The sequence below is a fragment of the Pseudomonas pseudonitroreducens genome, assembly GCF_021603645.1.
Taxonomy (GTDB): Bacteria; Pseudomonadota; Gammaproteobacteria; order Pseudomonadales; family Pseudomonadaceae; genus Pseudomonas; species Pseudomonas pseudonitroreducens.
Window position 1 is genome coordinate 162,981 of record NZ_BQHJ01000013.1, and the last position, 12,528, is coordinate 175,508.

Consider the following 12,528-nt stretch of genomic DNA (forward strand, 5'->3'; position numbering starts at 1 on the left):
ACCGATTGACGCCGAAGTCGTGCGGGAAACCTGTTTGCGAGCAAGCTCGCTCCTACAGGGGGCGCGTCGGAAATGAAAAAGCCGGGCATCAGCCCGGCTTTTCCGTTACGCAGTGGCGCTATCAGAAGCGATAGGTCATCTGCGCGGTCAGGCCGTGGGCGCTGTTGTCGTACTTGGCGCTGTAGGCCGGCTGCAGTTGCAGGCCTGCCAGTTCCTGACCATCGGGCTGGTTCACGCCGGCAGTGGATTCCCACAGGTAGGCGTAGGCGACGTCGAAGGTCATGTCGGCGTTGGGCGAGTAGCCGGCACCCAGGGTGAAGATCTTGCGATCGCCCACCGGGATACGCACGGTACGGTGCTCGTTGGTGGTCGGCGACGGATCGTAGGCGAAGCCGGTACGCAGGACCCACTGGTCGTTGACCTGGTAGGAGGTACCGATCGCGGCGGACCAGGTGTCGTGCCAGCTCAGGTCCTCACCGATGGTGTCGAAGGCGGCCAGCGGGGCGCCGGTGTTCTGCACTTCGATGGACTTCAGACGGCTCCAGCGCGTCCAGGTGGTGCCACCGTAGACGGTCCAGCGGTCATCCAGTTTCTGGGTGACGGACAGGTCGAGGGACTCGGGCAGGGTGATGTCCAGGCTGGCATCCATGCGCGAGTCGAACAGACCCATCGGGGAGTTGGAAACGGTGGTGTGGCCCTTGAGCTCGTACTTGACCTTGGAGTGGTAGGTCGCGCCGAGGGAGGTGCTTTCGGTCGGGGTCACCAGGATGCCGACGTTGAAGCCAGCAGCGGTGTCGTCACCCTTGATGCTGATTTCGGTGTCGTTCGGCGCGCCGAACAGGCCCTTGGTGGCCAGGTCGTTCTCCAGCTTGCCGTCGATGCGGTTGATGGTCGGGCCGAAGCCGACGGCAACCACGTCGTTGAACTTGTAGCTGATGGTCGGCTGGACGGTGATCACCTGGACCTTGCTGTAGGAACCGTGGGAACGGCCCTGGAAGCTGCCTTCGTAGTCGTTGATGATGCCGTAGGGCACGTAGATGCCCAGGCCGACGCTGACCTTGTCATCCAGCGGAGTGGCGATGTAGCCGAACGGTACGGCAGCCAGCGGTACGGAGTCGCCCTTGTTGGAGCCGGTGGCCGAGCTGTGCGCGCTGCTGATGTCGTCCTTGGCCGAGACCACGGCCAGGCCGCCGCTGATCTCGGTGCGCTTGAGCTTGGACATGCCGGCAGGGTTGCCGTAGATGGTGCTGGCGTCCAGTGCGGAGGAGGCTCGGCCCGCGTAGGCGGTGCCGGCGCCACTGGCGCTTTGTTCGTTGATCGCGATGCCGTTGGCGAGGACTTGGGCAGAGGCGGCGCTAATGGTCAGGGCTAGTGTGGTCTTGAGCCATGTTGTTTTCATTGTAAGAGCAACTCCTGTGTTTATCGGCGCGCAAGCTACCAAGATTCCCGGGTCTTGGGTAGTGGTCGGCAGGCGCTCTACCTTGGGCTTCGGGGCTCAAACGAGCGTTCCAACTGATTGATGTCCGTTCGTCGCTGTATGTAAATATTTTCTGACCGATTGGTCACTATCGATACGAGGAATTTTCAGGCGACCCGGCTGAAATTGCCGACGTAGCTGTGCCAGGCGTCGACAAAGTCGTGGAGGCGCCCGTGAGGATGGAAAACCCGGCGCCAGACACGGGCCAGTTCCATGGGGTCGTCGGTCAGCGGCACTGGTAGATGCTCAGCCTCCACCAGCATCCAGGCGATGGCCGTGCTGTAGCGCAGGTTGACCGTCAGTTCCAAGTGCGGTGCATCGAGGAAGGCATGCTGGCTGGCCAGCCCTCGCACGCGGCTGGCCAGCTCCGGGTCCAGCGCCAGGAATCCGTCCCAGAGCGTCTGGTGCCGCTGTTCACCAATGCGATACAGCCCGTGGCCATGGCTGTCATCGAGGGCGCTCCCCAGCGCCGACTGACAGGCTGCTGCCCCCAGCAGCAGCGATTCGGCCGCGACACTGTGACGCCCCAGATACTGCAGGGTGGGGCGGATCACGTACTGGCAAAGATCGTTCGCGGCGATTCCCATGACATCCTCGTCATTAATGACCGGCGGGGCTGGGCGTCTTGGCAGCTTCTGATGATTATCCTCGGCCCCGCCGGAAGCGGACTTAGCCGCTCGAGTTGAAGTGTAGTGCGATGAAGATGATGTAAAGGACTGTTTTTAAATCGTTTCGTCGGCGCGGCTTTCCTTCATATTCCTCCTGGCGATTAGATGCTCGGTGGTAACTCCGGCATCGCAGAGAGCTTTTCCTCCGCCTCTTCATGGCCCTGGTCCGCCGCCTTCTGGTACCAGGCACGGGCCTGTGCCGGGTTTTTCGCCACGCCGCGGCCCTTGGCATAGCTCTCCGCGACCTGGAACTCGGCATCCACGTCGCCCTGCTTGGCCGACAGCAGATAAAGGGCGAAGGCCTTCTTGTAGCTGCGGGTCACGCCGGTGCCGTTCTCGTACATGATCGCGAGGTTGAACTGGGCATCCTTGTCGCCCTGGTCGACGGCCTTCTGGTACCAGTACACCGCCTTGGCCGAGTCCTGCTCCACGCCGTCACCGTTGTCGTAGGCGTTGCCGAGGTTGTACTGCGCGCAGGCATGCCCTTGTTTGGCAGCTTTCTCGTACCAGTAGGCGGCTTTCTCGTAGTCCTGGTCGTACTCGTCGCTGCCGGAGTCATACTCCAGGCCGAGTGTGTACTGGGCGCTGGCGTGGCCGGCCTTGGCGGCTTTCACCAGGTCCTCGCCATAGAGGTCGGACCATTGGTCCTGGATTTCGCAGGGCGTCGCTTCCAGCGAGGCGGCGTAGGCCGGGGCGGCGCTGCACAGGCCGAGCAGCAGGCTGGCGAGCAGGGTTTGGCGGATGCACGACGGCATGGGATCACTCCTTTGAAGACTGGGCACGAGTCTGACCGATGCCCTGACACCTATCCATAGGAACGGAAGGCGCTGGTGTGAAGCGCCTTCCGTTTTTTCCGCCAGAGCGGGGAGATCAGTCGCCCTTGGCCACCGGGCGGCGGGTATCGGTGATCCATTCGCTCCAGGACCCGGCGTACAGGCGGCCCATGGGATAGCCCGCCAGGCTCAGGGCGAACAGGTTGTGGCAGGCGGTGACGCCGGAGCCGCAGTAGGCCACCAGGTCCTCGGCCGGACGTCCGCGCAGCAGGCCGGCGAAGCGCTGGTGCAGGTGCTCGGGGCGCAAGAAGCGGCCGTCGTTGCCGAGGTTGTCGGTGAAGGCCGCGCACTGGGCGCCGGGGATATGCCCGGCGACCGGATCGATGGGTTCGACCTCGCCACGGAAGCGCGGCAGTCCGCGGGCGTCGATCAGCGGCAGTTCGGCGTTGCCGAGCTTGCTGGCCAGTTCGCTGGCGCTGATCAGCAGGCTGTTGTCCGGCTCGCCCTTGAAGTCGCCGGGGCGCAGCGGCGTTTCGGCGGTGGTCAGGCGCAGGCCGGCGTTGCGCCAGGCGGTCAGACCGCCGTCGAGCAGGTACACACCCTCGCTCTTGCCCAGCCAGAGCAGCAGCCACCAGGCGCGGGCGGCGAAGGCGCCGGGACCGTCGTCATACAGCACTACTTCGCTGTCGGCGTTCAGCCCCCAGGCGCGCAGATGTTCCAGCAGGTGCTGCGGGTCGGGCAGCGGATGACGGCCGGTGACCCCGGGAATCACCGGAGCGGAGAGATCCCGGTTGAGGTCGGCGAAGTGTGCGCCGGGGATGTGGTTCTCCTGATAGCTGCGCGCGCCGTAGGCGGGGTCTTCGAGGGCGAAGCGGCAGTCGAGCAGGACGAGATTCGGGTCATCGAGGCGGGCGGCCAGTTGCTCGGGCGTGAGCAGGCGGGCTTGAGTCATGGGCGCGTTCCTGTGTCGTGACGGGGCTGAGGCGCATCATAAGGCTTGTACGATGAAAAGTTGGGGGGAGTTGGCGAACATGCACAACCGGCAATCGGCACCGCGCAAGGCGGGCCCGCTGCGCGTCGCCCTGGTGGGGCTGGCGACCGTTCTGATCACCCTGGGCTACAGCGTCCGGGTCCTGGTGCTGGGCGCCATCGGCCGGCTGCGCCGCGCCAAGGTCGACGGCTTCACCCGCGACTGGTCCGGCAGCCTGCTGCGCCTGACCGGTGCGCGCCTGAGCCGCCATGGCGAGGTACCGGACTTCGGCGATGGCCGCCGCTACATGATCCTCTGCACCCATTCCAGCTTCTACGATATTCCGGCGATTTTCGTGACCATGCCCGGCTCGATCCGCATGCTCGCCAAGCGCGAGCTGTTCGCCGTGCCGGTGTGGGGCGCGGCCATGCGCGCGGCGGAGTTCCCATCCATCGACCGGCACAACCGCCACCAGGCCATGGCCGACCTGGCCAGGGCGCGGCAGATGATGGAGAGCGGCATCGTGCTCTGGGCTGCGCCCGAGGGCACGCGCTCCAGGGATGGCAGGCTGCAGCCGTTCAAGAAGGGCTGCTTCCGCCTGGCCCAGCAGACCGACGCGATCATTGTTCCGGTGGCGATTCGCGGCATCCAGCAACTGCTGCCGGCCGGCGGCCTCAAGCTGAATCTCGGGATGCCGGTGGAAGTGCATGTCGGCGCGCCGATCGATTCCACCGACTTCACCGAGCGCGGCGTCGATGCGCTGATGAGCGAGGTACGCGGGCGCATGTTGGAGCTGCTGGAGCCTTCCGCGCACCCCGTGTCGGCGCCGGCCCTGGAGGAGCAGGCGCCGGCTTGAGGCGTCAATCGGGCTGCTGCCCTCAGTGGATGGGCAGGCGGCCGATGCGATCGTTCTCCAGGCTGCCCAGGTAGAGCACGCCGTTCACCGGCTTGGCTGAAGTCACCATGCGCAGGTGCTGGCCGCTGGTGTCGTGCAGGCTGCGCACGATCTCGCCTTGCTCGTTAACCTGGATCACCAGGCCATAGGGCACCGGCTTGGGCAGGACCGCGCGCGGCAGCTTGGTCAGTTGGCGTTTCAGCCAGGGCAGTTGCTGGATCATGTCGGCGTCGGCCTTGCGCGGCGAGGGCAGGGCCACCCAGAAGGTGCCGCTGCGGTCGCTGGCGAGGTTGTCCGGCAGGCCCGGCAGGTTGTCGATGAACACCTCGTGCTGCCCGGCCTTCTCGCCCTTGAGCCAGTAACGGGTGATGCGGTAGCGGTAGGTTTCGTTGACCAGTACGAAGTCCTCGTGCTGCGACAGCGCCACGCCATTGGCGAAGTACAGGTCCTTGAGCAGCGTCTCGGTCTTGCCGGTGGTCGGGTCGTAGCGCAGCAGGCGGCCGTGGGGGCGGGCTTCGAGCAGGTCGAGAATATAGTCGGGCTGGTGGAAGCGGCTGGAGGCGTCGCTGAAATAGATGCGGCCATCGCTGGCGATGTCCAGGTCGTCGGTGAAGGCGAACGGAATACCGTCGGCCGAATCGCTCAGCACGCGGATCTTGCCTTGCGGATCGACCTCCAGCAGGCCTTTCCAGGCATCGGCAACGATCAGCTTGCCGCTCTTGTCGAACGCCAGGCCCAGCGGGCGGCCGCCGGTTTCGACAAAGGTTTCGGCCTTGCCGTCGGCGCCGATGCGCACGATGCGCCCGTCATCCAGCCCGGCGAATACCCGCCCCTGGCTGTCCACCGCGGTGTCTTCCGGGCCGACGATCTGGCCCTGGGCGAGGAGTTCGGCCTTCATCAGCGTGTCGTTGGGTTCCATCACGCCGGTCATCGGCGGCGCCTTGGGAGGCGTCCAGGCCAGCGGATCGATGGGGCTGGGCGTGAAGGCCAGGTAAACGGCAAGGGCGGCGACCAGCAGGACGATCAACCCGAGAAGCTTCTTCATGGAAAGCTGCCTTATTGTTGTTGTGGGCGGGGCAAAGCGTAGAGACCGCTGGCCGATCGTCACAGACCGATGACCGAGTGGAATGCTCGCACATCATGCATCTCTATATAATGCGCGCACCGAAACGAAGGAGATGTTCGTGACCGTCCTCGACATTCAGTGGATTCGCGACGATGCCACCCTGGAGCACAAGTGCCAGGACTGGAAAGAACTGCCGTACCTCGCGCTCGATACCGAGTTCATGCGTGTCGATACCTTCTACCCGGAAGCCGGGCTGGTGCAGGTTGGCGACGGCAGCGGGGTGTGGCTGATCGACCCGCTGCTGATCCGTGACTGGTCGCCGTTCGCTGCCGTGCTGGAGTCGCCGGTGGTGGTCAAGGTGTTCCATGCCTGCGGCGAGGACCTGGAAGTCTTCCAGCGTCTGACCGGCAGCCTGCCGCAGCCGCTGTTCGACACCCAACTGGCCGCCGCCTACCTCGGCATGCCGCACTCCATGGGTTACTCCAAGCTGGTGCTGGAAATCCTCGGCCTCGACCTGCCCAAGGACGAAACCCGCTCCGACTGGTTGCAGCGCCCGCTGACCGACATGCAGGTGCGCTACGCCGCCGAGGATGTGCAGCACCTGGCCGAGGTCTATGTGAAGCTGGCGCCGCGCCTGAGCGACGAGAAGTTGCAGTGGCTGCTGGCCGATGGTGCCGACCTGACCCAGAACCAGAGCCGTGTCAGCGATCCGCAGCAGGCTTACCTCGACGTCAAGCTGGCCTGGAAGCTCAATCCCCAGCAGCTGGCCGTGCTGCGCGAACTGTGTGTCTGGCGCGAGGAGCAGGCGCGGTTGCGCAACAAGCCGCGCAACCATGTGCTGCGCGAGCACACCCTGTGGCCGCTGTCGCGCTTCCAGCCTGGCGACAAGGTTGCACTGGCACGCATCGACGACATGCACCCGCGTACCGTGCGCCAGGACGGCGACACCCTGATCGCCTTGATCGCCCATGCGGCGAAGCTGCCCGAGGCCGATCGCCCGCAGACCCTGCCCGAGCCGCTGCCGCGCGAGATCACCCCGGTATTGAAGAAGCTGCGCGAAGTCGGCCAGAAGCAGGCCGAGCGCCTGGAGATGGCGCCCGAACTGATGTTGCGCAAGAAGATTCTCGAAGCCCTGCTCAAGACCGGCTGGCCGAACGGCCCCTACCAGTTGCCCGATTCGCTGCAAGGCTGGCGTCGCGAGCTGATGGGGCAGGCCCTGCTGGACAGCCTGGCTGCCCCCACTGCCGAATAACGCGGCTCACACCATCACGCAGAAAGAACCGATATGAAACGCATCTGCTCCATCTACAAGAGTCCGCGCAAGAACGAGATGTACCTGTACGTCGACAAGCGTGAAGCCCTCAGCCGCGTGCCCGAGGCGCTGCTGGCCGCGTTCGGCGCGCCACAGCACGCCTTCGACCTGGTCCTGAGCCCCGAGCGCCAGTTGGCTCGCGAGGACATCAACGTAGTGCTGGAAAACATCGAGAAACAAGGTTTTCACCTGCAGATGCCGCCGGCGGAGGAGGAGTACATCCAGCACCTGCCGGAAGAATTGCTGCGGCGGAACGATCCGGTCTGATCCTGACTTCCTGATCTTCCCCGTCAAGCCGCGAACTCGCTCAGTGCTGGCACTGTGCAAGTTCGCGGCTTGAGCGCATTATGCGCTCAGAAACAGGGTTCAACGGAGCGGAACGCTTGGTCTCTGGCTGTGTCTATAGCCGCCTGACTTCCCTAGAACTGACCACGTTTATCCCAGGGAAGCTCCCTTGAAGCGAGTCCAGATGCGCCAGCCGGAAATGCTCCACCGTTCGAAGCGAAAGGCCTGACCATGCGCCTGCTCGTACTCGATCGCGAACACTCCCTCTACGCCGCCCTGCTGATGGCGGCCGAACCCCGTTTGACGGTGATCTCCGGCAACAACCCCGACACCCTGGTGGAGGCGGCGGCAGAGTGCCCGGTGTGGCTCGGCGAGCCGACCCTGGCGGCACAACTGCTGCGCCAGGGCGTGCATCCGGTATGGATCCAGTCCAGCTGGGCGGGCATCACCCCGCTACTGGCCGACGACCTCCCCAAGGATTACGCCCTGACCCGTGCCGTCGGCATCTTCGGCCAGGTCATGACCGAATACCTGCTCACCTACATGCTTGCCCACGAACGCCAGTTCCTCGGCCGCCTGGCCAGCCAGGTCGGCGTGCAGTGGGACGACCGCGCCCCGGGCAGCCTGAGCGGTCGGCAGATACTCATTGTCGGCACCGGTGAGATCGGCCAGGCGGTGGCACACATGCTGGCGCCCTTCGGCGTGGACCTGGTCGGCGTGGCGAAGAACCCGCGCGCGCTGGTGCCCTTTGGGCGCATGGGCGGGCTGGATGACCTGCCGCGCCTGGCCGAGACCGCCGACTATGTGATCAACCTGCTGCCCGACACGCCGGAAACCGCGGATATCTACAACCTCGCGTTGTTCCAGCGGATGAAGCCCACCGCATTGTTCCTCAATGCCGGGCGCGGCACTTCGGTGGTCGACGAGGACCTGGTCGCGGCGCTGGAAGCCAACCAGCTGGCCGGCGCGGTGATCGACGTCTGTCGCCAGGAGCCGCTGCCGACTTCGCACCCGTTCTGGCACACACCACGCCTGCTGCTGACCGGCCACACCGCCGCGCCGACGCTGCCGAGCCTGCTGATCGACCTGTTCCGCGACAACCTCACGCGCTTCTGGGCGGGACAGGCGATGCGCGGCGAGGTGGATTTCTCCCGCGGTTACTGATCGTTGCGTACATGAAAAAGGCCCCTTTCGGGGCCTTTTCTTTTGCTCTGCTGTAGGAGCGAGCTTGCTCGCGAATCTGCACGGTACGGAGCTATGCGGTTCGCGAGCAAGCTCGCTCCTACAAGTGCGGAAGCCCGGGGCGGGGGCTTACAGCGAGAAATCGCCCTCGGCGACGATCTCCGCCAGCGGCCGGCGCGCATTCGGTACTTCGCGGGCCTGCAGGCTCTCGGAGAGGATCGACTTGTCGCCCAGTTTGCCGATGGCGATCACCGCGTGGATCTCGTGATCCGCCGGGACCTTCAGCTCGCTGCGCGCCAGTTCGCGGTCGAAACCGGCCATGCCATGGGTATGCCAGCCCGCCAGGCTCGCCTGCAGAGCGAGGAAGCCCCACGCCGAACCCGTGTCGAAACTGTGCCACAGGGCAGGCTTCTCTTCGCTGGAGCCGGGCGGAGCGAAGGTGGTCTTGGACAGCACCACCACCAGCGCCGAGGCGTGTTGCGCCCAGCCGCGGTTGAACTCGCCGAGCAGGTTCAGGTAGCGCTGCCAGTTCGGCGTGTCGCGCAGGGCGAAGAGGAAGCGCCAGGGCTGCGAGTTGAAGGAGGACGGCGCCCAGCGCGCGGCCTCGATGAAGCTCAGCAGAGTCTCCTGGGGAATGGCTTCGCCGCTGAAGGCGCGGGGCGACCAGCGATTGATGAACTGCGGGTCGATGGGGTGCTCGGAAACGCGAGGGTTGGCGCTCATGGTGGCTCCTTGAAGGGCGTGGAATCTGCCGATGGTGCCGTGGTCGGCCGGGCATCGCGGTGGGGGCGGGCGGCTGGTGGGTCTCGCGGCACTGGTAGCAGGCAGGCGGACCGGGCCCGTGGGGCGATCAAACTAACCAGCGCGACGCGCTCTGGCAAGCGCCGCGCGGTCAATGGTCGCCTGCGCTTGGCCTTACTGCTCGCGAGGCTTAAACTTTGCGCCCCGTGAAATAGCACCTGATTAAAAAATGGCCGCCAAAGTCGAACCCTTCTGGAAACGCAAGACCCTCGACCAGCTCGATCAGGAAGAGTGGGAGTCGCTGTGCGATGGCTGCGGCCTGTGCTGCCTGCAGAAGCTGGAGGACGAGGACGACGGTACCGTCTACTACACGCGCATTGCCTGCAAGCTGCTGGACCTGAAGACCTGCCGCTGCACCGATTACGCCAACCGCCGCGCCAGCGTACCCGACTGCATCCAGCTCACTCCGGCCCAGGCCGACGAGTTCCGGTGGCTGCCGCCAACCTGCGGCTATCGCCTGGTATCCGAAGGCAAGGACCTGCCGCTGTGGCACCATCTGGTCTGCGGTGATCCGGACGCGGTGCACCACGAGCGCATTTCGCAGTCCGGACGCATGCTCGCCGAGGGTTCGGTAGCGGAGGACGATTGGGAAGAGCACCTGATCTTCCGCGCCGGCTGAGTCAGCCCAGCGCCTGCGTGCGCAACCAGTAGCAGGCTTCCTCACCTGTCAGTGGGGCCTCGCCATCCGGCAGGTCCACGCGCTTTTCCCATAGCGGGAACCAGCGGTCATCTTGCTCGTCGTCGATGGTCGCCGGGCGCACCTGCGTGCGCAAGCGCCGTTCGCAGGCGCCCCATTGCACGAAGTTGACCTGCGCCTCGATCAGGCTCACGGCGTTGGCACCGCCGCGTGCGTCGGGGAAGCACAGCTGCAGGTGATCATCTTCCCAACAGCAGATCTCGCAGGTTTCGTACGACCCCGGAGGGTCGCCGAAACTGAAGTAGCCGCAGCAGGGGCAGGTGTAGAGCATCAGGCGTTGCCTTCGATGCCCAGTACCTTGAACAGGAAGGCGTACTCCAGCGCGACATCCTTCAGGCCCTGGTAGCGGCCGCTCATGCCGCCGTGGCCGGCGCCCAGGTCGGTCTTGAGCAGCAGCAGGCGCTCGTCGGTCTTGCTGACGCGCAGCTTGGCCACCCACTTGGCGGCTTCCCAGTACTGCACGCGGCTGTCGTTGTAGCCGGCCACCACCAGGAGTGCCGGGTAGTCCTGGGCGCTGACGTTCTCGTAGGGCGCGTAGGCACGGATGCGCTCGTAGACCTCAGGCTCCTGCGGATTGCCCCACTCGTCGTACTCGGTGACGGTCAGTGGCAGGTCAGGGTTGAGCATGCTGTTGAGCACGTCGACGAAGGGCACTTCGGCAATGGCGGCGGCGAACAGCTGCGGGCTCTGGTTGAGCACTGCACCGATCAGCAGGCCGCCGGCGCTGCCGCCGCTGATGGCCAGTTGCGCCGGGGTGCTGTAGCCGTGGCTCAGCAGGTGCTCGGCACAGGCGATGAAGTCGCTGAAGGTGTTCTGCTTGTGCTCCAGCTTGCCGGCGCGGTACCAGGCTTCACCCAGTTCGCCGCCGCCGCGCACATGGGCGATGGCGAAGACGAAGCCGCGCTCGAGCAGGCTCAGGCGCGCGTGAGAGAACCAGGGGTCGAGGCTCTCGCCGTAGGCGCCGTAGCCGTAGAGGTAGAGTGGCGCCGGCTGGCCACGAGCGATGCTCTCGAGCACATCGCGGCGGCCGACCAGGCTGATCGGCACCTGTACGCCGTCGCGGGCGACCGCCCAGAGGCGGCGGCTTTCATAGGCGTCGGCATCGAACGGGCCTTCCACCGGGGTCTGCTTCAATACCTTCTGTTCGCCGCTGGAAAGCTCCAGCTGGCGGATCTGCGCCGGACGGTTGAGGGCTTCATAGCGCAGGCGGATCACCGCGCTGTCGAACTCCAGGCTGTCCTGCACGTAGAGGTTGTAGGCGGCGTCCGGCAGGTCGACACGGTGCGCCGGTTGGCCGTGCGGGTGGACTTCGACGATCGGCAGGCCGCCTTCGCGCAGGCTCAGGGTCAGCGCGCTGGCGCTCAGGGTCAGGCCTTCGAGCATCACGTCGTCGCGGTGCGCCACCAGCTCGCGCCAATGGGGGCGCATCGGCTGCGCTTCGCTGGCCTGGTAGAGGGCGAAGTTGATGCCGGTCTGGTTGCTGCGGATCAGCCAGGCCCAGTCACCCTCAAGACGACCGTGGTCCGGATAGTACTCGTGGCCTTCCTCGCGGGGCGCCAGGCAGACGAACTCGCCTTCCGGCGTGCTGGCGTCCAGTACCCAGGCCTCACTGGTGGTCTTGCTGTTCAGCAGCAGCACCAGTTGGCGCTCGGAGCTGGCGCGGTAGCAGTTGAGGAAGAAGCGTCCGTCAGATTCCTCGAAGATCAGCTGTGCGCCGCTTTCGCCCAGGCGATGGCGGTAGAGTTTGTGCGGACGGTGGGTGTCGTCCAGCTCGCCGAAGAACAGCGTGCGGTTGTCGTTGGCCCAGGTCAGGCTGCCATCGCAATCGTCGAAGGGCAGGGTGGTGACGCTGCCATCAGCCAGTTCCTTCACGTACAGGGTATATATCTCGTCGCCACTGGTATCCAGGCTGTAGGCCAGCTTCGAATGATCGGGACTGATGCTGAAGGCACCGACCGACAGGAAACCGTCGCCAGCCAGGGCGTTCGGGTCCAGCAGCAACTGCTCGGCGCTCTCGTCGACGCTCAGCGAACCATCGGCCGGGCGCGGGCTGCGGTAGTGGCGCGGGTACTCGTCGCCAGCCGTGGTGCGCTGGTAATAGAGCCAGGGGCCCCAGGGCGTGGGCAGCGACAGGTCGGTCTCGCGGATACGGCTCTTGATCTCCTGGAACAGCGATTCGCGCAGGTTCGTCTGAGGAAGAAGCCGATCTTCGAGGTAGGCATTTTCTGCTTTCAGGTACTCGAGGACGTCTTCCGCATCGCGGTTTTCCAGCCAGGCGTAAGGATCGGCGGCGGCCTCGCGGCGGGCGATGGGGGGCTGGCGGTCAGTCATGGCGAATCCTCGGCGGCGGCATGGATGACGCCTGGCTGCGCACCCACGGGGAAAAGGAGCTATCATACGCA

At 65.4% G+C, this 12,528-nt stretch carries 13 protein-coding genes; 5 read left to right on the top strand and 8 right to left on the bottom strand.

Annotated elements, in window-relative coordinates; genetic code table 11:
* Window positions 1-121 precede the first annotated feature (121 nt).
* The 4 genes from L6D89_RS27335 to L6D89_RS27350 all read right to left on the bottom strand — a co-directional run bounded on the left by L6D89_RS27335 (window position 122) and on the right by L6D89_RS27350 (window position 3,870).
* Entirely contained in the window at window positions 122-1,399 is a 1,278-nt protein-coding gene (locus L6D89_RS27335; protein WP_236171451.1) for an outer membrane protein transport protein, read from the bottom strand.
* 185 nt (window positions 1,400-1,584) lie between these two features.
* The gene (locus tag L6D89_RS27340) at window positions 1,585-2,064 is read right to left on the bottom strand and encodes a hypothetical protein (RefSeq protein WP_236171450.1); all 480 of its coding nucleotides are present in this window, start codon (window positions 2,062-2,064) and stop codon (window positions 1,585-1,587) included.
* Window positions 2,065-2,246: 182 nt separating this feature from the next.
* Window positions 2,247-2,900 carry a tetratricopeptide repeat protein gene (locus L6D89_RS27345; RefSeq protein WP_236171449.1) on the bottom strand — a complete coding sequence of 218 codons (654 nt, stop codon included), beginning with the start codon at window positions 2,898-2,900 and terminating at the stop codon, window positions 2,247-2,249.
* Window positions 2,901-3,015: 115 nt separating this feature from the next.
* On the bottom strand, window positions 3,016-3,870 hold the full coding sequence (locus tag L6D89_RS27350; protein ID WP_236171448.1) for a sulfurtransferase: 855 nt from the start codon (window positions 3,868-3,870) through the stop codon (window positions 3,016-3,018).
* A gap of 79 nt (window positions 3,871-3,949) precedes the next feature.
* Between L6D89_RS27350 and L6D89_RS27355 the strand changes: the two genes are divergently transcribed.
* Window positions 3,950-4,744, top strand: a complete 795-nt coding sequence (locus tag L6D89_RS27355; protein ID WP_236201743.1) for a lysophospholipid acyltransferase family protein — start codon at window positions 3,950-3,952, stop codon at window positions 4,742-4,744.
* Window positions 4,745-4,766: 22 nt separating this feature from the next.
* Here L6D89_RS27355 and L6D89_RS27360 read toward each other — a convergent pair whose 3' ends face one another.
* On the bottom strand, window positions 4,767-5,828 hold the full coding sequence (locus L6D89_RS27360; protein ID WP_236201744.1) for an SMP-30/gluconolactonase/LRE family protein: 1,062 nt from the start codon (window positions 5,826-5,828) through the stop codon (window positions 4,767-4,769).
* Between the two features lie 133 nt (window positions 5,829-5,961).
* Between L6D89_RS27360 and rnd the strand changes: the two genes are divergently transcribed.
* The 3 genes from rnd to L6D89_RS27375 all read left to right on the top strand — a co-directional run bounded on the left by rnd (window position 5,962) and on the right by L6D89_RS27375 (window position 8,610).
* Entirely contained in the window at window positions 5,962-7,101 is a 1,140-nt protein-coding gene (gene rnd, locus L6D89_RS27365) for a ribonuclease D (RefSeq protein WP_236201745.1), read from the top strand.
* A gap of 33 nt (window positions 7,102-7,134) precedes the next feature.
* Entirely contained in the window at window positions 7,135-7,428 is a 294-nt protein-coding gene (locus tag L6D89_RS27370; RefSeq protein ID WP_236171444.1) for a YcgL domain-containing protein, read from the top strand.
* A gap of 249 nt (window positions 7,429-7,677) precedes the next feature.
* Window positions 7,678-8,610 carry a D-2-hydroxyacid dehydrogenase gene (locus L6D89_RS27375; RefSeq protein WP_236171443.1) on the top strand — a complete coding sequence of 311 codons (933 nt, stop codon included), beginning with the start codon at window positions 7,678-7,680 and terminating at the stop codon, window positions 8,608-8,610.
* 147 nt (window positions 8,611-8,757) lie between these two features.
* Here L6D89_RS27375 and L6D89_RS27380 read toward each other — a convergent pair whose 3' ends face one another.
* Window positions 8,758-9,351 (bottom strand): nitroreductase family protein, encoded by a 594-nt coding sequence (locus L6D89_RS27380; RefSeq protein WP_236201746.1) that lies wholly within the window; start codon window positions 9,349-9,351, stop codon window positions 8,758-8,760.
* 247 nt (window positions 9,352-9,598) lie between these two features.
* Between L6D89_RS27380 and L6D89_RS27385 the strand changes: the two genes are divergently transcribed.
* Entirely contained in the window at window positions 9,599-10,048 is a 450-nt protein-coding gene (locus L6D89_RS27385; protein WP_236175062.1) for a YcgN family cysteine cluster protein, read from the top strand.
* 1 nt (window position 10,049) lies between these two features.
* Here L6D89_RS27385 and L6D89_RS27390 read toward each other — a convergent pair whose 3' ends face one another.
* Together L6D89_RS27390 and L6D89_RS27395 are read right to left on the bottom strand one after the other, a co-directional pair.
* A complete protein-coding gene (locus tag L6D89_RS27390; protein ID WP_236201747.1) occupies window positions 10,050-10,397 on the bottom strand; it encodes a CPCC family cysteine-rich protein in 348 nt (115 codons plus the stop codon).
* Complete coding sequence (locus L6D89_RS27395; protein WP_236201748.1) at window positions 10,397-12,457, bottom strand: S9 family peptidase; 2,061 nt, start codon at window positions 12,455-12,457, stop codon at window positions 10,397-10,399. Before L6D89_RS27395 ends, L6D89_RS27390 begins: the two co-directional genes overlap by 1 nt.
* Window positions 12,458-12,528 lie beyond the last annotated feature (71 nt).